The following is a 21,708-nucleotide window of genomic DNA, read 5'->3' on the forward strand; positions in this document are numbered from 1 at the left end:
TACAACACCACATCCACAGGCAGTAATGAATTTATGACCCATCAGTTAAAATCTCGCGACATCATAGCGTTGGGCTTTATGACCTTCGCGTTGTTCGTTGGCGCAGGCAACATTATTTTCCCTCCGATGGTTGGCTTACAGGCGGGCGAGCACGTCTGGACGGCGGCGATCGGCTTCCTGATCACTGCGGTGGGTCTGCCGGTGCTGACGGTGGTGGCGCTGGCGAAAGTCGGCGGCGGCGTTGAAAGCCTGAGCACCCCGATTGGTAAAGTGGCCGGTATCCTGCTGGCGGTGGTGTGCTATCTCGCGGTAGGACCGCTGTTCGCGACGCCGCGTACCGCGACCGTCTCCTTTGAGGTCGGTATTGCGCCGCTGACCGGCGACGGCCCGCTGCCGCTGCTGATCTACAGCGTTATTTACTTCGCGCTGGTGATTCTGGTCTCCCTCTATCCGGGCAAACTGCTGGACACCGTGGGCAATTTCCTTGCGCCGCTGAAAATTATCGCCCTGATTGTGCTGGCGGTCGCCGCCATCATCTGGCCAGCGGGCCCGATCAGCGACGCGCTGGAAGCGTATCGTACGGCGCCATTCTCCAATGGCTTCGTCAACGGCTACCTGACCATGGATACCCTCGGCGCGATGGTATTTGGCATCGTGATTGTTAATGCCGCTCGCTCACGCGGCGTCAGCGAAGCGCGTCTGTTGACCCGTTATACCGTCTGGGCTGGCCTGATGGCGGGCGTCGGCCTGACCCTGCTGTATCTGGCGCTGTTCCGTCTGGGCTCTGACAGCGCTACTCTCGTGGATCAGTCCGCCAACGGCGCGGCGATCCTCCATGCCTACGTGCAGCACACCTTCGGCGGGGCGGGCAGTTTCCTGCTGGCGGCGCTGATCTTCATCGCTTGCCTGGTGACGGCGGTGGGCCTGACCTGCGCCTGCGCTGAGTTCTTTGCCCAGTATCTGCCGTTCTCCTATCGCACGCTGGTCTTTGTTCTCGGCCTGTTCTCCATGGCGGTCTCCAATTTGGGCCTTAGCCATCTGATCCAGGTATCGATTCCGGTGCTGACCGCTATCTATCCGCCGTGTATCGCACTGGTTGTATTAAGCTTTACCCGCAGTTGGTGGCATAATTCGTCCCGCGTTATCGCGCCGGCCATGTTTATCAGCCTGATGTTTGGTATCATTGACGGGATTAAGTCATCGGCATTTGCCGCGATTCTGCCGGACTGGACCGCGCGTCTGCCGCTGGCGGAGCAGGGCCTGGCCTGGCTGATGCCCACCGCCGTGATGACCATTCTCGCGGTGATCTGGGATCGCGCAGCCGGACGTCAGGTGACTTCCAGCGCGCATTAACCGGCGGTGAGGACAAGCGTTTAACCACGGGACTTCGGGTTCCGTGGTTTTTTATTTTTTGTGTTAAACGGCATTGAAAAACCACGATGGAAAGTAGTAACAAGCTTAAGCGCGGGCTAAGCACCCGGCACATTCGCTTTATGGCCCTGGGTTCCGCCATCGGCACCGGGCTTTTTTACGGCTCGGCCGACGCCATTAAAATGGCCGGACCCAGCGTACTGTTGGCCTACATTATCGGCGGCGTCGCGGCATATATCATTATGCGGGCGCTCGGTGAGATGTCGGTGCATAACCCTGCCGCCAGCTCATTCTCCCGCTATGCCCAGGAAAACCTCGGCGGACTGGCGGGCTATATCACCGGCTGGACCTACTGCTTTGAAATCCTGATCGTCGCCATCGCCGACGTTACCGCCTTCGGCATCTACATGGGCGTCTGGTTCCCGACGGTGCCGCACTGGATCTGGGTGCTCAGCGTGGTGCTGATCATCTGCGCCGTCAACCTGATGAGCGTCAAGGTGTTTGGCGAGCTNGAGTTCTGGTTCTCGTTCTTCAAAGTGGCCACCATTATCATCATGATCCTCGCCGGGTTCGGCATCATTATCTGGGGGATCGGCAACGGCGGCCAGCCGACGGGGATTCATAACCTGTGGAGCAACGGCGGCTTCTTCAGCAACGGCTGGCTGGGAATGGTGATGTCGCTGCAGATGGTGATGTTCGCTTACGGCGGCATCGAAATCATCGGCATTACCGCCGGTGAGGCGAAGGACCCGGAGAAATCCATTCCGCGCGCCATCAACTCGGTGCCGATGCGCATTCTGGTGTTCTACGTCGGCACGCTGTTCGTCATTATGTCCATCTACCCGTGGAATCAGGTGGGAACCGACGGCAGCCCCTTCGTCCTGACCTTCCAGCATCTGGGCATTACCTTCGCGGCCAGTATTCTTAACTTCGTGGTCCTGACGGCTTCGCTGTCGGCGATTAACTCCGACGTGTTCGGCGTGGGCCGTATGCTGCACGGCATGGCTGAGCAGGGCAGCGCGCCGAAGGTGTTCGCTAAAACGTCGCGTCGCGGTATTCCGTGGGTGACGGTGATGGTGATGACCATTGCGCTGCTGTTTGCGGTATACCTAAATTACATCATGCCGGAGAACGTTTTCCTGGTGATCGCCTCCCTGGCCACCTTCGCCACGGTGTGGGTGTGGATTATGATCCTGCTGTCACAGATAGCCTTCCGCCGCCGTCTGTCGCCCGAAGAGGTTAAGGCGCTGAAATTCAAAGTCCCTGGCGGGGTGTTGACCACGGTGATCGGCCTGCTGTTCCTGGCCTTTATTATCGCCCTTATCGGCTATCATCCGGACACCCGCATCTCGCTGTACGTCGGTATGGCGTGGATTGCGCTGTTGCTGCTCGGCTGGGTCTTTAAGACCCGCCGTGAGCGCCGCCTGGCGCAGGCTCAGTAATCGACATCGCCCCGGTCAGCATCGCGCGACCGGGGCGGCTTGCGGTCCCGCGTCCTCCCCCGTTATCCTCCCCCAAAAAGTTCTGAGATGATGAGTTCTGCGCCCGGCGGCTATGGCAAGGTGTGCCCATTCTGCACAATGAGGATTCACGATGTTGAAGGCATGGCACCTTCCGGTTGCACCCTTTATCAAGGTGCAACAGGACCGACTGTTTATTACTCTGTGGTTAAGCGGTGAGTCGCTGCCGCAGCGGATCACGCTGCGCGCGGAAGAGGATAACGAAGAGCTGTCGCTGCCGATGCAGCGGCTCCGCCAGGCGCCGCAGCCAGGCGTGGTGGCATGGCGCGGCGAAATCTCTCTCGCCAGCGGCCAGCCGCGCCGCCGCTACAGCTTTAAGCTGCTGTGGGCCGACCATCAGCGCTGGTTTACGCCACAAGGCTTCACCCGATTCCCGCCGGCCCGACTGGAGCAGTTCGCCATTGACCTGCCGGACGCCGGCCCGCAGTGGGTGGCCGATCAGGTGTTCTATCAAATTTTCCCCGATCGCTTTGCCCGCAGCGCCGCGCGTGTCGCCGACCAGGATGCGGTCTATTACCATCACGCGGCGGGACGGGAGATTGTGCGCAAGGCGTGGGACGACCCGCTTACCGGCGAGGCGGGCGGGTCGACGTTCTACGGCGGGGATCTCGACGGCATCAGCGAAAAACTTCCCTACCTGAAGCAGCTCGGCGTAACCGCTCTGTATCTGAACCCGGTTTTCGCCGCCCCCAGCGTGCATAAATACGATACCGAGGATTATCGGCGCGTCGATCCGCAGTTTGGCGGCGACGCGGCGCTGCTCCGGCTGCGCCACAACACCCAGCGGGCGGGAATGCGCATGATCCTCGACGGCGTGTTCAACCATACCGGCGATTCCCATCCCTGGTTCGACCGTCACCAGCAGGGCAGCGGCGGCGCTGGCCACGATCCGGACTCCCCGTGGCGCGACTGGTTTACCTTCTCAGAGGAGGGGCAGGCGCACAACTGGCTGGGCTATGCCAGTCTGCCGAAGCTCGACTATCGGTCGACCAGCCTGGTCAACGAGATCTATGCCGGTGAAGACAGTATCGTACGCCACTGGCTGAAGGCGCCATGGAGCATGGACGGCTGGCGTCTTGACGTGGTGCATATGCTGGGCGAAGGCGGCGGGGCGCGGAATAACCTGCAGCATATCGCCGGCATTACCCAGGCAGCGAAGCAAGCGCAGCCGGAAGCTTTTGTCTTTGGCGAACATTTTGGCGACGCGCGCCAGTGGCTGCAGGCGGATGCCGAAGACGCGGCGATGAACTATCGCGGCTTCACCTTCCCGATCTGGGGATTCCTCGCTAATACCGATATTTCTTACGATCCGCAGAAAATAGACGCCCAGACCTGTATGGCGTGGATGGATAATTATCGCGCCGGGCTGTCGCATCAGCAGCAGCTGCGGATGTTCAACCAGCTCGACAGCCATGATACGGCGCGTTTTAAATCTCTTCTTGGCAAAGACGTAGCGCGCCTGCCGCTGGCGGTGGTGTGGCTGTTCAGCTGGCCGGGGGTACCGTGCATCTACTATGGCGACGAGGTGGGCGTGGATGGCAATAACGATCCGTTCTGCCGCAAACCGTTCCCGTGGGATCCGGCGCTGCAGGATACCCAGCTGCTGGCGTTGTATCAGCGGATGGCGAAACTGCGTAAGGCCCACCAGGCGCTGCGCTACGGCGGCTGTCAGGTGATTTACGCCGAGGATAACGTGGTGGTGTTTGTCCGTGTCTACAAACAGCAGCGGGTGCTGGTGGCGATTAACCGCGGGGAAGCCTGCGAGGTGGTTATTGAAGATTCCCCGCTGCTGAACGTGGCCGGGTGGACGCTGCAGGAGGGCGCCGGCGCCTTCCAGGACGGGGTGCTGACCCTCCCGGCCATCTCCGCCAACGTCTGGTCCGGCCGTTAATGGTAGAGCTGGCTCAGCAGGTCGCCGCGGAGGAGCGCCTCCCGCCACCAGCGCTGAGCCAGCCCATCATTCCCGCTGCGCCAGGCCATATAGGTAATATCCTTTTCCCGCCAGCAGGCGACGCTCTTCTCCACCAGACTGCCTTTTACCAGCCACGGGCGAGCGATATGGCGCGGCAGAAAGCCGCAGCCCAGCCCGGCGCACAATAGTTCGACTTTACTGGCGAAATCATCGACGCCGATTTGCGGCTGCTCGTCGAGGAGATTGCTGTTGAGCGGATGGCAATAGCGGGCGCTGTCGCGGATCACGATGGCCCGATGCTGGCTGAGCTGTTTATTGGCCAGTGGCTCCTTCGCCTGAGCCAGCGGGTGATGGGGGGCGACGACGAAGATGTTATCCAACGCGCCGAGGGTTTGCCATGACCACTCCGCGGAGGTGGGCGGCTCATTGATGGCGCCGAGGATAATATCCGCCCCATGATGGGTCAGCTCTTCCCACGAACCGGCGAGGGTGTGATGGCTGAAGTTCAGTCGCGTCTGTGGGTTTTGCGCGTAAAACTCGGCGATCAGCGGCAGCAGAGCCGAAAAGGGAAATGAGGCGTCAAGGGCGATGGCTAGCTCTCGCTCCCAACCCGCGCTCAGCTGCTGGGCCTGCTTTTCCAGATCTCTGGCGGCACTTAAAAGCTGTCGCCCCTTCTCCAGCATCAGCCGCCCGGTATCGGTAAATTTTGCCCGATGGCCGGAACGATCCAACAGCACGATGTTCAGATCGCTCTCCAGCTTCTGGATCATATAGCTCAGAGCGGCGGGGGTTTTATACAGCGACTCGGCGGCGGTGGCGAAGGATCCGTGGCGGTCAAGGGCATCAAGGATCATCAAAACATCAAAGTTTACGCGCATATGAAGCTATCCATTAATTTGTTTTCTCTGTTGTACCTAAGCGCAATAATCAAAGCCAGTGAATAAATCAGAACAGTTTGGCGTAAAAATTTGATTAAAACAGGCGTGTATAAATCCTGGTCGCGGCAAAAAATATAAACCATAAAAAATCCTTAATAACTTGTTAGAAATAACTGGCTATACTCACCATGCTTTATCAGTCAGGATCCACACGACGCATTAATCATCATGTCATCTTTTTAACTAATTGATTAAGAAGGTATTTAATGTCTATTCGTGAACTGCTCGATCCCACTAATTCCGCGCTTATCTTTATTGACCATCAGCCGCAAATGTCCTTTGGCGTGGCGAATATCGATCGCCAGACCCTGAAAAATAACACCGTGGCGCTGGCGAAAGCGGGCAAAATTTTTAATGTACCGGTGATTTATACCTCCGTAGAGACCAAAAGCTTTAGCGGCTATATCTGGCCGNAATTNTTGGCCGTGCATCCTGACGTCAAGCCGATTGAACGTACCTCCATGAACTCCTGGGAAGACGATGCGTTTGTGGCAGCGGTGAAAGCGACCGGCCGTAAAAAGCTGGTGATCTCCGCTCTGTGGACCGAAGTCTGCCTGACCTTCCCGGCGTTGATGGCGCTGGAGGCGGGCTACGAGGTCTATGTAGTGACGGATACCTCCGGCGGCACCTCTGTCGACGCCCATGAGCGGTCTATTGACCGGATGGTGCAGGCGGGGGCGGTGCCGGTGACCTGGCAGCAGGTGCTGCTGGAGTACCAGCGCGACTGGTCGCGCAAAGCGACCTACGATGCGGTAATGGACCTGGTGCGCGAACACAGCGGCGCCTACGGGATGGGCGTGGATTACGCTTATACCATGGTGCATGGCGCGCCGGAGCGTAAAGCGTAAATCACTCCATCCTTCAGGCTGCTGCGTTGTTGGCTGCGTTTGTCCGTCCCCAGCTACTGAATTTATTCAAGTTCACGGGGACGTGCCCGCCTGCCGCTTCAACGCAGCATGAAGGATGTTGTGTCAGATCATTTATGGAGAGTGGCAGGAGAAAACCGGCCATTTCCCTGAAGCAAGGAACTCGTCATGGCGCAGCAAAAATCGGTGACCCTGGTTATCAGCCATCTGCTCGATCCGCAACACAGCCAGCGCTACGAAGAGTGGCTCGGTAAAATTATGCCCATTGCGGCAGAATTTCCCGGCCATCTTGGGGCGAATGTGATCCGGCCCGCCGCAGGGCAGAATCTGTGGAGCGTCATAATCCGCTTCGATACCCTGGAGCACCTCTACGCCTGGACGCAGTCGGAAACCCGTCGGCAACTGGTGGCTGAGATTGCCCCACTGCTGACGGAAGGCGATCGGACTGAGGTGCGGACTGAACCGGCCTTCTGGTTTACCCCGCCGACGGTGAACGTACGCCAGCCGCGGCGCTGGAAACAGTTTCTGATCACCCTGCTGGTGATTTTCCCCAGCACCAACCTGGTGCCTGCGGTGACCGGCATGCTGCTGCCGTCGCTTAAGGGGAGCCTGCTGCTGCACCTCATCAATGATGCCTGCGTGGTTGCGCTGGTGGTCTGGTTCTGGATGCCCATCGTGACCCGCCTGTTTGCTGGCTGGTTGAAGAAAAACTGAGTCAGCCTCCTCAAGGAGTGCGTTATGTCGCAAACTGCCACACTGATTCTGACCCACGGTCAGATTCATACCCTCGATCGTGCGAATCCCCTGGCGGAAGCCGTGGCCATCGCCGACGGAAAAATTGTTGCCACCGGAAGTCACGATCGGATCATGAGCTTTGCCGCCGAGGGGACGCAAATCGTCGATCTCAAAGGGCATACGGTGATCCCGGGCCTCAACGATTCTCACCTGCACCTGATCCGCGGTGGGTTGAACTACAACCTTGAGCTCCGCTGGGAGGGCGTCCCCTCGCTGGCGGATGCCCTGCGAATGCTGAAGGATCAGGCGGATCGCACGCCGTCCCCGCAGTGGGTGCGGGTGGTCGGCGGCTGGAGCGAATTTCAGTTCGCTGAACGGCGGATGCCGACCCTGGAAGAGCTGAACGAGGCGGCGCCTGATACGCCGGTGTTTGTGCTCCATCTCTACGATCGCGCGCTGTTGAACCGTGCGGCGCTGAAAGCCGTGGGATATACCAAAGAGACGCCGGATCCGGCGGGCGGCGAGATCGTCCGCGATAGCCACGGCAACCCGACCGGGATGCTGATCGCCAAACCGAACGCCATGATCCTTTACGCTACGCTGGCCAAGGGGCCGAAGCTGCCGCTGGATCTGCAGGTGAACTCCACCCGTCAATTTATGCGCGAGCTGAACCGACTGGGGCTGACCAGCGCCATCGACGCCGGAGGCGGCTTCCAGAACTATCCGGAAGATTACGAAATTATCGAACAGCTGCACGCGAAAGATCAGATGACCGTGCGCATCGCCTACAACCTGTTTACTCAGCGGCCGAAGCAGGAGCTGGAGGATTTCGAACGCTGGACCGACATGCTGAAGCCGGGGCAGGGGACTGACTTCTATCGCGCCAACGGCGCCGGCGAGATGCTGGTATTTTCGGCGGCGGATTTTGAAGATTTCCTGCAGCCGCGGCCGGATCTGCCGCAAGGCATGGAGGATGAGCTGGAGCGGGTGGTACGCCATCTGGTGGAGCATCGCTGGCCGTTCCGCCTGCATGCCACCTACGATGAGTCCATCAGCCGGATGCTGGACGTGTTTGAGAAGGTGAACCGCGATATCCCGTTTAATGGCCTGCACTGGTTCTTCGATCATGCCGAGACCATTACCGAGCGTAACATTGAGCGGGTGAAGGCGCTGGGGGGCGGTATTGCGGTGCAGCATCGGATGGCCTTCCAGGGCGAATATTTTGTCGATCGCTACGGCAAAGAGGCGGTGAAACATACCCCGCCGGTAGCAAAGATGCTGGCGCTGGACGTGCCGGTGGGGCTGGGCACCGATGCGACCCGCGTCGCCAGCTATAACCCGTGGACCGCGCTGTACTGGCTGGTCTCCGGGCGCACCGTTGGCGGGATGGCGATGTATGACGACGCCAACCGCCTGCCGCGCGATGTCGCGCTGGAGCTGTGGACGGCGGGCAGTGCCTGGTTCTCCAGCGAGCAGGGCAAGAAAGGCCGTCTGGCCGCCGGTCAGCTTGCCGATCTGGTGGTGCTGTCGAAAGACTACTTCAGCGTCGCGGAAGAGGAGATCAAAGGCATTGAGTCGGTGCTGACGGTGGTTGACGGCAAAGTGGTGTACGCCGCCGGTCACTTCTCGCCGCTGGCGCCGCCGCCGATCCCGGTGCTGCCGGAGTGGTCGCCGGTGGTGAAGGTCCCGGGCCATTACCGTTCCGCTCCGCCGGCGACGGCTAAAATCGGCGCCATGGTGCAGATGCACCAGTGCTGCGGTAGCTGTGGCGTCCACGGCCATCAGCATGATATTGCGCGTAAGTCGTCGATTCCGGTCTCTGACGAGCAGGCCTTCTGGGGCGTGCTGGGCTGTTCCTGCTTTGCTTTTTGATACCTGAAACCACCGCCCCGGCAGCGTCGGGGCGGTGGTTTCAGCCGCAGGCCCGGCGTCAATAGCGCTGCTCTGAGCCAAAGAGCGCCATGCGGCGGGCAATCATCTCGCGTACCGGCTGCAGTCCCTGGGCGATGACTTTCCGCGGATCGTTCACATCGTGCCCGGTGTCGGCGGCGAAAATTGCTTTCACCTGTTGGCACCAGGCGTACATATTTTCGGTATTAACGTTAATCTTGGCGGTGCCGCAGGCAATCGCCCGGCGCATATCCTCATCGGCAATTCCGGTGCCGCCATGCAGCACCAGCGGAACCTTCACCTGCTCGGCAATGGCTTTCATCTCGGTAAATCCCAGCCGGGCTTTACCTTTATACAGACCATGGGTGGAGCCCAGCGCGGCGGCGAGGCAATCCACCTGGGTTTCTGTCACCAGGGTGTAGCACTCCTGCGGATCGGCGTAGATGACTTCGGAATTGACAATGCCGTCTTCACTGCCGGCGATGGTCCCCAGTTCGGCCTCCACAGAGATACCTTTGCTGTGGGCCAGCGTCACCAGGTGGCGAGTAATGGCCAGGTTTTCCCTGAACGGCAGATGCGAGCCATCAAACATAATGGAACTGAAGCCGGCGGCGATCGCCGCTTCGCAGGCCTCCCGGGAGGTGCCATGATCCAGATGCAGCGCCACCGGAACATCAATATGCAAATACTCCATGGCGTTAACCACGATGTCATGAATACATTTTAACCCGAGCATATGCTTAACCGTGCCGCCGGACACCCCCAAAATAACCGGTGAGCGGCACTGCTGGGCGGTGCTTAATACGGCGCCGACCCATTCCAGATTATTAATGTTGAACTGACCGACGGCGTAGCCGTCCCGCAGGGCATGCTGAAGCATGTCCTTCATCGACACTAACATATTCACCTCTTGATATTTATTAAATGCAGTTATTCTTCAAAATATTGCGTTAAGTTTCTCTCGTAGCTATTTAACGAGTGGTGGACGACCGCCAGGTCCGGCATCGATTCCCGAACCCCTTTTTTCTCAATAGAAATGGCGGCGGTCAGGCTGGCAAATAAAATAATGTTATCGATATGCCATGAGTAATGGACGCCATAGGTGAAGGCGCCGTGAAATACATCCCCGGCGCCGGTGGTATCAACGGCATTGCACAGCCAGGACGGGACGATCTGCAGCATACCGCTTTTTAAAAAAGCGCAGCCTTTTTCGCCAAGGGTAATAAATGCTTCACCGCGGCAAATTTTATTCAACTCAATCAGGGCCGCTTTAATTTCTGCTTCGGTGCTCAGCGAGCGATAGCTCATATAATCGCGGGCGAAATGTTCGCTCACTACAAAATAGTCAGTCCAGGCCGCCAGTTTAATATTGCTGGCGCGCAGTGACCCGCCGTCCATCACGACCCTGGCGTTGGGCAGTTTCTTAATTAAATATTCACTGATTTCCGCCTCATGNCCGTCAATTAAAATGGTGACCGGCTCCTCGCTGGCAATCAGTCGCTCGGCGAGGTCGTCCAGTTTGAGCTTTTGCTCGTAGGTCAGGGAAGGCGGCGTTTGCATCTTGCGGGTAATAATCGTCCGCGAACCCGTTAAGCGATTGACCAGCACCGAGGCCAGCGGGGTGATCATGTCATCGGAGAAAACCACCTGGCTGGTATCCACCCCCGCCTCGGCAAACTCATCGATAATGCGCTGACCGTAAAGGTCCTGCTGCAGATGACCAATGTAATAAACCTCCTCGCCCCATAATCCCAGCAGCCAGGCCGCATTGGCCGCCGGACCGCCGCCGCTTTCAATAAAATCATGACAAAAGTTTTTGGTATTCTCCTGGGGCCATTCATTGAGAAAGAAAAACTGATCGAAACAAGCAAATCCAATGGACAAAATAGCCATAACCACTCCTGATTATTTGTCAGCGGCGGAAAGCGTGGCCCTCCCGCCGGGAAAAATGACCTCGCTTATTCATTTTTCTGCTTCGCCGTCAGCTCCTCATAGCTGAGCGTGTTGCCCACCACCTGGACGTGACGGAAGCAGAAAGGCGCCAGCAGCGCGACGAGCAGCGCCAGACAAATCAGATAGATAGTGATCTGACCAAACTGGGTGAACGCATTCCCGATAATGATGCCCCATACCGCGAAGTCGAAATCGGCGAAGGTGCTGTTTTCAAACCCGAGGTTGCCGAGCGCCNGCAGCAGCATCGCCGGCAGGAAGGCGAGGAAGATCCCGCCGATAAAGGAGGCGATGATACATCCGCGCTTACCGCCCAGTTTGTCGGCGAAGACGCCGGACGTGCCGCCGCAGAAGAAGTGCGGCACCATGCCGGGAATAATCAGCGCCATGCCCAGCCCGCCGAGCAAGAGCATCCCGACCAGCCCGCCCACAAAGGAGCTGATGAATCCCACTACCACCGCGGTGGGGCTAAAGGTGAAGAACACCGCGCAGTCAACGGCCGGGATGGAGTCCGGGATCAGCTTCTGGCTGATGCCCTGGAACGCCGGCACCAGATCGCCGAGGATCAGCCGCACGCCGTTATAGACAATGGCTACGCCAACGGCGAACTGCAGACCGGTCAGCACCGAGAAGATCAGCATGTTTTGGTCGGTGATGGTGCTCAGGTACGCCGACCCGGCGACAGCGCTGCAGACAAAGTAGATAACAAACATCACGATACCGGTGGTGACCGTGGTATCGCGCAGAAAGCCCCACTTTTCTGAAATTTCGGTATCGGCGAAGGAATTTGCCGGATTGCCGGTCCGGCTGGCGATCCATGCCGAGAGGTAGTAGCCGAGAGAGCCGAAATGGCCCATGGCGATCCCGCCGTCTTCGGTTACCTGCCTGGTGTAACGCTGACCGATGGCCGGGGAGATGGCCGACCATGAGCCCAACAGGAATCCACCGATCAGGATCAACATCCAGCCCTGGAACTCCGCCGCCTGCAGAACGGCGGAGAACAGGCAGGCGAGAAAGAACGAATGATGGCCGGTCAGAAAGATATATTTATACTTGGTACAGCGGGCGATAATCAGGTTGAAAATAAAGCCTAACAGTAAAATACTCATGGTTTCCACGCCCAGCATCTTCTGGGCGACGGAGACAATGGCTTCATTGTTCGGAATAACGCCGCGGATATTAAATCCGGCCTCGATAATACCGCCCAGCGGATTGAGATTGGCAACGATAACGCCTGCCCCAGCGCTCAACATCAAATAGCCTAAAATCGGCTTCAATGTGCCGGTAAGCAGTTTATTGCCAGGGGAGCGCAGTGCCACTAAACCAACAAAGGCGATAAGCCCCATTAAAAAGGCGGGTTGACTGAATATTTCCGTTAAGAAACTAAGAATAGCCTGCATGGTCGTTCCCTCTATGCTGATTAAGAGTGAGTCGCAGCAATTTTCATCAGCGCATCGGTAATATCCTCGGCGATCTTCGCTTTATGGACGTAGCTGCGAATGATGGCGACATGACAGTGGGCCGGAAATTGATTTGCCAGTTCTTTTATCGTGACGTAAAGGTCGGCTTTTTCCCCGACGGCGTTAGCAAAATCGACCGAGGCGACGTCCGCTTTGATGCCTAATTCGTCACAGATCTTTTTCACATTATTCGCAGCCATCAATGAGCTGCCAATACCGTTACCACAAACCGTTCTGATAACTAACATAATGACTACTCCATTTGTTTTTGAATGAAATGTAAGACTGAATTAACGTCATTTTCCTGCTGAAGAAAGGTCACAATATCTGACTCGATCAGCGAGGCTATCAGTTGGATCATTTTGATATGACTGTCAGCATCGGCGCCGGCGATCGCGATGACCACGGAAACCGGATCGAACTCATCGTGGCCGAAGGAGATTGGCGTGGCGGTGGTGACAAGTGAGAACCCGGTCTGTAATGCCCCTTTTTCCGGGCGGGCATGCGGCATGGCAATCCCGTCATCTATCACGATGGCGGCGCCAAAATCTTCATATACCGTCAGCATCTCGTTGACATATTCGGCGCTGCAAATCTGGCGCCTGGCAAGTAATGAACCCGCCAGTTCGATGGCCTCTTCCGCACGGGAAATATTCTGCTTAAGGGCGATTAACGACGGGTCAAAAATAATTTCCATCCTCAGCTCCTGAACGTATTCCTGTTCCTGAGTTAAATCATGACCAAATACATTGATGAAAATGATGGATGAGATCACATCCGCGGTTTTAAATATTGATGGGGATCACATCGACGGCAAAGTACCGGCAGAAAACGATATAAATAATTTATATATTTTTCAGTCTGTTATGAAGACTTTGTATTTTGACGCTGAAATTTGGCAGAGAAAAAGTGAGAGGTAGAGCGAATTTTTTCGCCAGAAGTGTATCGCTGGTCACAAATATCGGCGGGTCATTTTCTTAAATTTTGACGCCGCTAACAAAAAAGGCCCGCCTGAGCGAGCCTTTTATTAAAACGCGTGCCGATTACAGGCTGGAAACGTTTTCGGTCAGNTATTTTGCAACGCCTTCCGGAGAGGCGGCCATACCTTCTTTTCCTTTTTCCCACTGCGCCGGGCAGACTTCGCCGTGCTCTTCGTGGAACTGCAGGGCGTCAACCATACGCAGCATTTCGTCGATGTTACGGCCCAGCGGCAGGTCGTTAACCACCTGATGACGAACGATGCCGTTGGCGTCGATCAGGAAGGAGCCGCGCAGCGCTACGCCTTCGTCCGGATGCTCAATACCGTAAGCTTTCTGGATTTCACGTTTGATGTCAGCAACCATCGCGTATTTAACCGGGCCGATACCGCCCTGGTCTACCGGGGTGTTACGCCATGCGTTGTGCACGAACTCGGAGTCGAAGGAAACGCCAACCACTTCCACGCCGCGTTTCTGGAATTCTTCGTAACGTTTGTCGAACGCGATCAGCTCAGACGGGCACACGAAGGTGAAGTCCATCGGCCAGAAGAACAGAACGGTAGGTTTACCGTTGGTGTGCTGTTTGAAATTGAATTTCTCAACGATCTCACCATTACCCAGCACAGCGGCTGCAGTAAAATCCGGCGCTTGACGAGTGACCAGAACCATTTGATTCTCCTGTAATTACTAAGGTTATTTGGAACGCAACGCGGGCAAGTATAGAGCCTGCCCGGCAATAACACAAAGAGGCGCTAACAATCGTTCAGCCAGCTTTTACCTATCAATGACGTGGCTATTACAGCTGTTTGTTTTCTGCCAGGCGCATCATCTGCGGATAAAAGCGCCAGAACTGCGTCTCCAGACGGTCGTAATGGGTATCCAGATCCTGCCAGGAGTCGCGTAGCGCCTCGAGACGTGGACGGCGGCTGGCCATGCCGTTCAGCACGCGCTGAATAAAATCCATTTCCCGATAGCGCTCCAGCCAGCGCTCCGACCACAGATATTGATTGAGATTGACGAAGCGGGGCGGCGAGTCGGGCAGGATGGGGACGATCTGCCGCTCGGCGTAGCGTACGAACTCGTCCAGCGGCAGGTCAGGGGAGAGCTGCGCCCAGTGCTGGGACAGGAAATGATCCCACATGACGTCGAGGGTGATGGGGGCGACGCGGCGGGTCTGCGGGCGAAACCACTCCCGCGCCTCTTTGACTTCCGCCAGGTTGTCAGTCATCACGTCAATCCGCCGATGCATAAAGATGCCGTCGATGATCTCCGCCGGATAGTCGCCCTGCGGGTTGCCGCGCACGAAGTCGGCCATCAGGTTGCCGGGCAACGAACTGTCGGCGAGATGGGCCAGGTGCAGGTGGGCGAGAAAATTCATAAAACGACATCCTTTAAATACGAGCGGGCAGGTGGAAACACCGATGTTGCGCTGAACGGCGCCTCGGTGGCCGAATGGCATGCTGTCTGGCCGCGCGCGGCACCTTTGCCACCGGTAAGGCATTCGGTTGCCGCATGGCGGCATTCGGAATGATTTGGAATATAGATTATGTCATTCATCCGGAGGGGTAAAGGTTGCAGCCAGACCGCCCCGGCACTAGACTACCCGCCTCTTTATTCAGTCTGAGTTACCGTCATGCGCGTTACCGATTTTGCTTTTGAACTACCCGAATCTCTGATCGCCCACTATCCGATGCCTGAGCGCAGTAGCTGTCGCTTGCTCTCCCTGGACGGGCCGACGGGCGCGCTGACGCATGGCACCTTCACCGACATCCTCGATAAGCTCAATCCCGGCGATCTGCTGGTGTTTAACAACACCCGGGTGATCCCGGCGCGTCTGTTCGGCCGCAAGGCCAGCGGCGGCAAGATTGAAGTGCTGGTGGAGCGGATGCTGGATGATAAGCGCATCCTGGCCCATATTCGCGCCTCAAAAGCGCCGAAGCCGGGCGCCGAGCTGCTGCTGGGCGATGACGAGAGCATTAAGGCCACGATGCTGGCGCGTCATGGCGCGCTGTTTGAAGTGGAGTTTAACGACGAGCGCCCGGTGCTGGAGATCCTTAACGGGATCGGCCATATGCCGCTGCCGCCCTATATTGACCGCCCGGACGAAGACGCCGACCGCGAGCTCTATCAAACCGTCTATGGCACCAGGCCGGGCGCGGTAGCCGCCCCGACCGCCGGTTTGCATTTCGACGAACCGCTGCTGGACAAACTGCGCGCCAAAGGCGTTGAGATGGCGTTTGTCACCCTGCATGTGGGCGCGGGCACCTTCCAGCCGGTGCGCGTCGACAGCATTGAAGAGCACACCATGCACTCCGAATATGCCGAAGTGCCGCAGGAGGTGGTCGATGCGGTGCTGGCGGCGAAAGCGCGCGGCAACCGCGTGATCGCGGTGGGCACCACCTCGGTACGTTCGCTGGAGAGCGCGGCGCAGGCGGCGAAAGACGCGCTGATCGCGCCGTTCTTCGACGATACGCAGATTTTCATCTACCCGGGTTATCAGTACCAGGTGATCGATGCGCTGGTGACTAACTTCCATCTCCCTGAATCCACACTGATTATGCTGGTGTCGGCGTTTGCGGGTTATCAGCACACCATGAACGCCTATAAGGTGGCGGTTGAGCAGAAATATCGCTTTTTTAGCTACGGGGATGCGATGTTTATCACGTACAATCCGCAGGCTATTTCTGAGCGTCCCTGAAAAGGCCGGTACGCCGGCTTGTAGACGCCATAACGCATTTTTTAGCTACGGAATCATTCCGTGGCGAGTATGAAAACGTCGGACTGTTTTTCTGACGCAGGAGCAAGCATGAAATTTGAACTGGATACCACCGACGGTCGCGCCCGCCGCGGTCGCCTGGTGTTTGAGCGCGGCGTGGTGGAAACACCGGCCTTTATGCCCGTTGGCACCTACGGCACCGTCAAAGGGATGACGCCGGAAGAGGTGGAAGCCACCGGCGCGCAGATTATTCTCGGCAACACCTTTCACCTGTGGCTGCGCCCGGGTCAGGAGATCATGAAGCTGCACGGCGATCTGCACGATTTTATGCAGTGGAAAGGACCGATCCTGACCGACTCCGGCGGTTTCCAGGTGTTCAGCCTTGGCGATATCCGTAAGATCACCGAGCAGGGCGTCCACTTCCGCAATCCGATCAACGGCGATCCGATTTTCCTCGATCCGGAAAAATCGATGGAGATTCAGTACGATCTCGGCTCTGACATCGTGATGATCTTCGACGAATGTACGCCGTACCCGGCGGACTGGGATTACGCCAAGCGCTCAATGGAGATGTCTCTGCGCTGGGCGAAGCGCAGCCGCGACCGTTTCGATAGCCTTGGCAATAAAAATGCGCTGTTCGGCATTATTCAGGGTAGCGTTTACGAAGATTTACGCGATATCTCGGTGAAAGGTCTGGTAGAGATTGGCTTTGATGGCTACGCTGTCGGCGGTTTGGCGGTTGGTGAGCCGAAGGAAGACATGCACCGTATTCTGGAGCACGTCTGCCCGCAGATCCCGGCCGATAAACCACGATACCTGATGGGCGTCGGGAAGCCGGAAGATCTGGTGGAAGGGGTACGTCGCGGTATCGATATGTTCGACTGCGTCATGCCGACGCGCAACGCGCGTAACGGCCACCTGTTCGTCACCGACGGCGTGGTGAAAATCCGCAACGCGAAGCACAAAAGCGATACCGCGCCGCTGGACGCCGAGTGTGATTGCTATACATGTCGCAATTATTCACGCGCTTACTTGCATCACCTCGACCGTTGCAACGAAATATTGGGCGCGCGTCTCAATACCATTCATAACCTGCGCTACTATCAGCGTTTAATGGCTGGTTTACGCAAGGCTATCGAAGAGGGTAAATTAGAGAGCTTCGTGACCGATTTTTACCAACGTCAGGGGCGCACCGTGCCTCCTTTGAACGTTGATTAATTTTAATAATGAGGGAATTTCAATGAGCTTTTTTATTTCTGATGCGGTAGCGGCAACGGGTGCACCGGCGCAGGGCAGCCCGATGTCTCTGATTCTGATGCTGGTGGTGTTCGGTCTGATTTTTTACTTCATGATCCTGCGTCCACAGCAGAAGCGCACCAAGGAACATAAGAACCTGATGAACTCCATCGCCAAAGGTGATGAAGTGCTGACCAACGGCGGTCTGGTCGGTCGCGTGACCAAAGTAGCGGAAACTGGCTACATTGCTATCGCGCTGAACGATACCACTGAAGTGGTTATCAAACGTGACTTCGTTGCTGCCGTTCTGCCGAAAGGCACCATGAAGGCGCTGTAATCTAACTTTTCCCAAAGGGAACTGCCGTGTTAAACCGTTATCCTTTGTGGAAGTACGTCATGCTGGTCGTCGTCATTGTCGTCGGCCTGATCTATGCGCTTCCCAACCTGTATGGTGAGGATCCGGCTGTTCAAATCACTGGCGCGCGCGGCGTCGCCGCCAGTGAGCAAACGCTGATCCAGGTCCAGAAAACTTTACAAGAAGAAAAAATAACCGCGAAGTCTGTGGCACTGGAAGAGGGCGCTATTCTTGCGCGCTTCGACACCACTGATACCCAGCTGCGCGCGCGCGAAGCGCTGCTTAACGTGCTGGGTGACAAATACGTCGTGGCGCTGAACCTTGCTCCGGCAACCCCACGCTGGCTGGCGGCGCTCTATGCCGAGCCGATGAAGCTGGGTCTTGATCTGCGCGGCGGCGTGCACTTCCTGATGGAAGTCGACATGGACACCGCGTTAGGCAAACTGCAGGAACAGAACATCGATAGCCTGCGCAGCGAGCTGCGCGACAAAGGCATTCCTTACGCGACCGTGCGTAAAGAAGACAACTACGGTCTGAGCATCGTCTTCCGCGACAGCGCGGCGCGCGACCAGGCTATCTCTTATCTCAGCCCTCGCCATCGCGATCTGGTTATTTCCTCTCAGGGTGACAACAGCCTGAAAGCGGTGATGACCGATGAGCGCCTGAAAGAAGCCCGTGAGTACGCGGTTCAGCAGAACATTAATATCCTGCGTAACCGTGTGAACCAGCTGGGCGTCGCCGAGCCGCTGGTTCAGCGTCAGGGCGCTGACCGCATCGTGGTTGAGCTGCCGGGTATCCAGGATACCGCGCGTGCGAAGGAAATCCTTGGCGCGACCGCGACCCTCGAGTTCCGTCTGGTCAATACTAACGTGGACCAGTCCGCCGCCGCCTCTGGCCGCGTGCCGGGCGACTCGGAAGTGAAGCAGACGCGTGAAGGGCAGCCGGTAGTGCTGTACAAGCGGGTGATCCTGACCGGGGACCATATCACCGACTCGACCTCCAGCATGGATGAGTACAACCAGCCGCAGGTTAACATCTCGCTGGACAGCGCGGGCGGGAACATCATGTCTAACTTCACTAAGGACAACATCGGCAAGCCGATGGCGACCCTGTTCGTGGAGTATAAAGACAGCGGTAAGAAAGACGCTAACGGTCGCGCTATCCTGGCGAAAGAGGAAGAGGTGATTAACATCGCCAACATCCAGTCGCGTCTGGGTAACAGCTTCCGTATCACCGGTATCAGCAATCCGAACGAAGCGCGTCAGCTGTCGCTGCTGCTGCGTGCCGGCGCGCTGATTGCGCCGATTCAGATCGTCGAAGAGCGGACTATCGGCCCAACCCTGGGAATGCAGAACATCAAGCAGGGTCTGGAAGCCTGTCTGGCCGGTCTGGTGGTCTCTATCCTGTTCATGATCCTCTTCTATAAGAAGTTCGGCCTGATTGCGACCTCGGCGCTGATTGCCAACCTGATACTGATTGTCGGCATTATGTCCCTGATCCCGGGGGCGACGCTGACCATGCCGGGCATCGCGGGTATCGTGTTAACCCTGGCGGTGGCGGTCGATGCTAACGTTCTGATCAACGAGCGTATCAAAGAAGAGCTGAGCAACGGGCGTACCGTTCAGCAGGCGATTGACGAAGGTTATCGCGGCGCGTTCAGCTCGATCTTCGACGCCAACGTGACGACGCTTATCAAAGTGATCATCCTGTACGCGGTCGGTACCGGTGCCATTAAAGGGTTTGCGATTACCACCGGTATCGGTATCGCGACCTCAATGTTTACCGCTATCGTCGGCACCCGTGCCATCGTGAACCTGCTGTACGGCGGCAAGCGCGTTAAAAAGCTGTCTATCTGAGGAGTGCGTTGTGGCACAGGAATATACTGTTGAACAATTGAACCACGGCCGTAAAGTCTGGGACTTTATGCGCTGGGACTACTGGGCCTTCGGCATTTCAGGTTTTCTGCTGATTGTGTCGATCGCCATCATCGGCGTTCGCGGGTTTAACTGGGGGCTCGATTTCACCGGCGGTACGGTGATTGAAATTACCCTTGAGAAACCGGTCGATCTGGATCAGATGCGCGATTCTCTGCAGAAAGCGGGCTTTGAAGAGCCGCAGGTGCAGAACTTTGGCAGCAGCCGCGACATCATGGTACGTATGCCGCCGGTGCATGACGCCAACGGCAGCCAGGAGCTGGGCAGCAAGGTCGTGACGGTGATTAACGAATCGACCAGCCAGAATGCGGCAGTGAAGCGTATTGAGTTTGTCGGCCCGAGCGTCGGCGCGGACCTCGCGCAAACCGGCGCCCTGGCGCTGATTGCGGCGCTGGTCTGTATCCTGATCTACGTCGGCTTCCGCTTCGAATGGCGTCTGGCCGCCGGGGTGGTTATCGCCCTGGCGCACGACGTGGTGATCACCATGGGCGTGCTGTCGCTGTTCCATATCGAGATCGACCTGACCATCGTGGCCTCGTTGATGTCGGTTATCGGCTACTCGCTGAACGACAGTATCGTGGTATCGGACCGTATCCGTGAAAACTTCCGTAAGATCCGCCGCGGTACGCCGTACGAGATCTTTAACGTGTCGTTGACCCAGACGCTGCACCGTACCTTGATCACCTCTGGTACCACTTTGATGGTGATCCTGATGCTGTTCCTGTTCGGCGGCCCGATTCTGGAAGGCTTCTCGCTGACCATGCTGATCGGTGTTTCCATCGGTACGGCTTCCTCTATCTACGTCGCCTCCGCGCTGGCGTTGAAGCTGGGCATGAAGCGCGAGCATCTGATCCAGCAGAAGGTTGAGAAAGAAGGGGCGGATCAGCCGTCTATTCTGCCGTAATCCGGTTCAGTTGAGATAAAGCTATCCCGGCCCTTGCGGCCGGGATTTTTTTGCCCGCGACAAAACCTGCTGACAGTATGCTGTCAGGAGCCCTCCCATACACTGCCTCTGAACTCACTAACGAGCAGGAGGAAGTATGAACAACGTGATTAACTGGTTTGAAATTCCGGTCGCCGATATGGATCGCGCCGTCGCGTTTTATGAGCCGGTGATGCAAGTGTCGCTGCGTCGCGAAACCATGGACTGCGCCGAGCTGGCGGTGTTCCCGCATCAGGATCCGGCCCCCGGCGGCGCGCTGGCCAAATTTGAAGGTATCGCGCCCTCGGCGCAGGGCGCTATTATTTATCTGCATACTGATCATCTTGCCGCCACGCTGGAGCGCGTTGCCTCGGCGGGTGGGGCCTGTGTCTTCGGCCCGCTGACGCTGCCGAATGATATTGGCACCATCGCCCTGTTTACCGACAGCGAGGGCAACCGCGTCGGCCTGCACCAGCCGGCTTAACCTTAACTTTTGTGAAGTGAGACATGACCCGACGCGCCGACCGTTTATTTCAGATTGTGCAGATCCTGCGCGGCAGGCGGCTCACTACCGCCGCGCTGCTGGCGGAGCGGTTGGGCGTGTCGGAGCGTACTGTCTATCGCGATATTCGCGATCTCTCCCTCTCCGGCGTACCGGTGGAGGGCGAAGCGGGCAGCGGCTACCGGCTGCTGGCGGGCTACGATCTGCCGCCGCTGATGCTGACCACCAAAGAATCCGAGGCGCTGATCGCTGCGATTCGGCTGCTAAAAACCTGGGGCGGTGAGGCGCTGTCGCAGTCGCTGGAGTCCGCCCAGGAAAAAATGCTGGCGATCCTGCCGGAGGCGCGTCGGCGCCAGGCGGAGCAGACTCGCCTGTTTGCCCCTGACCTTGGCGCGCATCGCTATGCTAAAACCCATTTTGACGT

23 protein-coding genes are annotated in these 21,708 nt (G+C 57.5%); 15 read left to right on the forward strand and 8 right to left on the reverse strand.

The window, feature by feature from the left end; genetic code table 11:
• The first annotated feature begins 33 nt into the window (after positions 1 to 33).
• From brnQ to malZ, 3 genes are all read left to right on the forward strand, one after another.
• Complete coding sequence (gene brnQ, locus VZP09_RS01715; protein WP_004144627.1) at positions 34 to 1,353, forward strand: branched-chain amino acid transporter carrier protein BrnQ; 1,320 nt, start codon at positions 34 to 36, stop codon at positions 1,351 to 1,353.
• Between the two features lie 86 nt (positions 1,354 to 1,439).
• The gene (gene proY, locus VZP09_RS01720; protein WP_009485323.1) at positions 1,440 to 2,813 is read left to right on the forward strand and encodes a proline-specific permease ProY; all 1,374 of its coding nucleotides are present in this window, start codon (positions 1,440 to 1,442) and stop codon (positions 2,811 to 2,813) included.
• Positions 2,814 to 2,964: 151 nt separating this feature from the next.
• The gene (gene malZ / locus VZP09_RS01725; RefSeq protein ID WP_058330946.1) at positions 2,965 to 4,782 is read left to right on the forward strand and encodes a maltodextrin glucosidase; all 1,818 of its coding nucleotides are present in this window, start codon (positions 2,965 to 2,967) and stop codon (positions 4,780 to 4,782) included.
• Here malZ and VZP09_RS01730 read toward each other — a convergent pair.
• Positions 4,779 to 5,681, reverse strand: a complete 903-nt coding sequence (locus VZP09_RS01730) for a LysR substrate-binding domain-containing protein (protein ID WP_002890353.1) — start codon at positions 5,679 to 5,681, stop codon at positions 4,779 to 4,781. The two genes, malZ and VZP09_RS01730, sit on opposite strands and share 4 nt — an antisense overlap.
• Before the next feature lie 266 nt (positions 5,682 to 5,947).
• On the opposite strand from VZP09_RS01730, the gene VZP09_RS01735 reads away from it, so the two are divergent.
• The 3 genes from VZP09_RS01735 (at position 5,948) to VZP09_RS01745 (ending at position 9,214) form a co-directional block, all read left to right on the forward strand.
• Entirely contained in the window at positions 5,948 to 6,589 is a 642-nt protein-coding gene (locus tag VZP09_RS01735; protein WP_328794859.1) for a hydrolase, read from the forward strand.
• Between the two features lie 186 nt (positions 6,590 to 6,775).
• Positions 6,776 to 7,321 carry an antibiotic biosynthesis monooxygenase gene (locus VZP09_RS01740; protein ID WP_002890365.1) on the forward strand — a complete coding sequence of 182 codons (546 nt, stop codon included), beginning with the start codon at positions 6,776 to 6,778 and terminating at the stop codon, positions 7,319 to 7,321.
• 24 nt (positions 7,322 to 7,345) lie between these two features.
• A complete protein-coding gene (locus tag VZP09_RS01745; RefSeq protein WP_002890368.1) occupies positions 7,346 to 9,214 on the forward strand; it encodes an amidohydrolase in 1,869 nt (622 codons plus the stop codon).
• A gap of 58 nt (positions 9,215 to 9,272) precedes the next feature.
• On the opposite strand, the gene fba is transcribed toward VZP09_RS01745, so the two are convergent.
• From fba to VZP09_RS01770, 5 genes are all read right to left on the reverse strand, one after another.
• Complete coding sequence (fba, locus tag VZP09_RS01750) at positions 9,273 to 10,127, reverse strand: class II fructose-1,6-bisphosphate aldolase (protein WP_004218830.1); 855 nt, start codon at positions 10,125 to 10,127, stop codon at positions 9,273 to 9,275.
• Positions 10,128 to 10,162: 35 nt separating this feature from the next.
• A complete protein-coding gene (locus VZP09_RS01755) occupies positions 10,163 to 11,125 on the reverse strand; it encodes a carbohydrate kinase family protein (RefSeq protein WP_002890372.1) in 963 nt (320 codons plus the stop codon).
• Between the two features lie 65 nt (positions 11,126 to 11,190).
• A complete protein-coding gene (locus tag VZP09_RS01760) occupies positions 11,191 to 12,582 on the reverse strand; it encodes a PTS ascorbate transporter subunit IIC (RefSeq protein WP_328794860.1) in 1,392 nt (463 codons plus the stop codon).
• Between the two features lie 20 nt (positions 12,583 to 12,602).
• Complete coding sequence (locus VZP09_RS01765; protein ID WP_002890376.1) at positions 12,603 to 12,890, reverse strand: PTS sugar transporter subunit IIB; 288 nt, start codon at positions 12,888 to 12,890, stop codon at positions 12,603 to 12,605.
• Positions 12,891 to 12,895: 5 nt separating this feature from the next.
• Positions 12,896 to 13,339, reverse strand: coding sequence for a PTS sugar transporter subunit IIA (locus VZP09_RS01770; protein ID WP_002890380.1), 444 nt, complete (start codon positions 13,337 to 13,339; stop codon positions 12,896 to 12,898).
• A 55-nt stretch (positions 13,340 to 13,394) separates the two neighbouring features.
• On the opposite strand from VZP09_RS01770, the gene VZP09_RS01775 reads away from it, so the two are divergent.
• A complete protein-coding gene (locus tag VZP09_RS01775) occupies positions 13,395 to 13,562 on the forward strand; it encodes a hypothetical protein (protein WP_032427897.1) in 168 nt (55 codons plus the stop codon).
• Positions 13,563 to 13,685: 123 nt separating this feature from the next.
• On the opposite strand, the gene VZP09_RS01780 is transcribed toward VZP09_RS01775, so the two are convergent.
• Both VZP09_RS01780 and acpH read right to left on the reverse strand, forming a co-directional pair.
• Complete coding sequence (locus VZP09_RS01780) at positions 13,686 to 14,288, reverse strand: peroxiredoxin (protein ID WP_328794861.1); 603 nt, start codon at positions 14,286 to 14,288, stop codon at positions 13,686 to 13,688.
• A gap of 127 nt (positions 14,289 to 14,415) precedes the next feature.
• The gene (acpH, locus tag VZP09_RS01785) at positions 14,416 to 14,997 is read right to left on the reverse strand and encodes an ACP phosphodiesterase (protein WP_004178734.1); all 582 of its coding nucleotides are present in this window, start codon (positions 14,995 to 14,997) and stop codon (positions 14,416 to 14,418) included.
• A 74-nt stretch (positions 14,998 to 15,071) separates the two neighbouring features.
• Here acpH and VZP09_RS01790 point away from each other — a divergent pair, with 74 nt between their 5' ends.
• The 8 genes from VZP09_RS01790 to VZP09_RS01825 all read left to right on the forward strand — a co-directional run.
• On the forward strand, positions 15,072 to 15,188 hold the full coding sequence (locus VZP09_RS01790) for a hypothetical protein (RefSeq protein WP_004218831.1): 117 nt from the start codon (positions 15,072 to 15,074) through the stop codon (positions 15,186 to 15,188).
• Between the two features lie 64 nt (positions 15,189 to 15,252).
• Complete coding sequence (gene queA, locus VZP09_RS01795; RefSeq protein ID WP_002890390.1) at positions 15,253 to 16,317, forward strand: tRNA preQ1(34) S-adenosylmethionine ribosyltransferase-isomerase QueA; 1,065 nt, start codon at positions 15,253 to 15,255, stop codon at positions 16,315 to 16,317.
• Positions 16,318 to 16,425: 108 nt separating this feature from the next.
• Positions 16,426 to 17,553 carry a tRNA guanosine(34) transglycosylase Tgt gene (tgt, locus tag VZP09_RS01800; protein WP_002890395.1) on the forward strand — a complete coding sequence of 376 codons (1,128 nt, stop codon included), beginning with the start codon at positions 16,426 to 16,428 and terminating at the stop codon, positions 17,551 to 17,553.
• A gap of 22 nt (positions 17,554 to 17,575) precedes the next feature.
• Positions 17,576 to 17,908, forward strand: coding sequence for a preprotein translocase subunit YajC (yajC, locus tag VZP09_RS01805; RefSeq protein ID WP_002890398.1), 333 nt, complete (start codon positions 17,576 to 17,578; stop codon positions 17,906 to 17,908).
• A gap of 26 nt (positions 17,909 to 17,934) precedes the next feature.
• A complete protein-coding gene (gene secD / locus VZP09_RS01810) occupies positions 17,935 to 19,782 on the forward strand; it encodes a protein translocase subunit SecD (protein ID WP_002890400.1) in 1,848 nt (615 codons plus the stop codon).
• Between the two features lie 10 nt (positions 19,783 to 19,792).
• On the forward strand, positions 19,793 to 20,764 hold the full coding sequence (gene secF / locus VZP09_RS01815) for a protein translocase subunit SecF (RefSeq protein WP_002890403.1): 972 nt from the start codon (positions 19,793 to 19,795) through the stop codon (positions 20,762 to 20,764).
• A gap of 136 nt (positions 20,765 to 20,900) precedes the next feature.
• Positions 20,901 to 21,266, forward strand: a complete 366-nt coding sequence (locus VZP09_RS01820; protein ID WP_002890404.1) for a VOC family protein — start codon at positions 20,901 to 20,903, stop codon at positions 21,264 to 21,266.
• 23 nt (positions 21,267 to 21,289) lie between these two features.
• Positions 21,290 to 21,708 (forward strand): helix-turn-helix transcriptional regulator (locus VZP09_RS01825; protein ID WP_228744176.1); only part of this gene is annotated, 419 nt, incomplete at its 3' end.

The sequence above is a fragment of the Klebsiella sp. EMBS2024 genome (assembly GCF_036233805.1).
Lineage (GTDB): Bacteria > Pseudomonadota > Gammaproteobacteria > Enterobacterales > Enterobacteriaceae > Klebsiella > Klebsiella pneumoniae.

Coding starts and splice junctions, on each gene's coding strand:
- brnQ (WP_004144627.1), top strand. CDS start 34: ATGACCCATCAGTTAAAATCTCGCGACATCATAGCGTTGGGCTTTATG.
- malZ (WP_058330946.1), top strand. CDS start 2,965: ATGTTGAAGGCATGGCACCTTCCGGTTGCACCCTTTATCAAGGTGCAA.
- VZP09_RS01730 (WP_002890353.1), bottom strand. CDS start 5,681: ATGCGCGTAAACTTTGATGTTTTGATGATCCTTGATGCCCTTGACCGC.
- VZP09_RS01740 (WP_002890365.1), top strand. CDS start 6,776: ATGGCGCAGCAAAAATCGGTGACCCTGGTTATCAGCCATCTGCTCGAT.
- VZP09_RS01745 (WP_002890368.1), top strand. CDS start 7,346: ATGTCGCAAACTGCCACACTGATTCTGACCCACGGTCAGATTCATACC.
- VZP09_RS01765 (WP_002890376.1), bottom strand. CDS start 12,890: ATGTTAGTTATCAGAACGGTTTGTGGTAACGGTATTGGCAGCTCATTG.
- VZP09_RS01770 (WP_002890380.1), bottom strand. CDS start 13,339: ATGGAAATTATTTTTGACCCGTCGTTAATCGCCCTTAAGCAGAATATT.
- VZP09_RS01775 (WP_032427897.1), top strand. CDS start 13,395: ATGAAAATGATGGATGAGATCACATCCGCGGTTTTAAATATTGATGGG.
- acpH (WP_004178734.1), bottom strand. CDS start 14,997: ATGAATTTTCTCGCCCACCTGCACCTGGCCCATCTCGCCGACAGTTCG.
- VZP09_RS01790 (WP_004218831.1), top strand. CDS start 15,072: ATGGCATGCTGTCTGGCCGCGCGCGGCACCTTTGCCACCGGTAAGGCA.
- queA (WP_002890390.1), top strand. CDS start 15,253: ATGCGCGTTACCGATTTTGCTTTTGAACTACCCGAATCTCTGATCGCC.
- tgt (WP_002890395.1), top strand. CDS start 16,426: ATGAAATTTGAACTGGATACCACCGACGGTCGCGCCCGCCGCGGTCGC.
- yajC (WP_002890398.1), top strand. CDS start 17,576: ATGAGCTTTTTTATTTCTGATGCGGTAGCGGCAACGGGTGCACCGGCG.
- VZP09_RS01820 (WP_002890404.1), top strand. CDS start 20,901: ATGAACAACGTGATTAACTGGTTTGAAATTCCGGTCGCCGATATGGAT.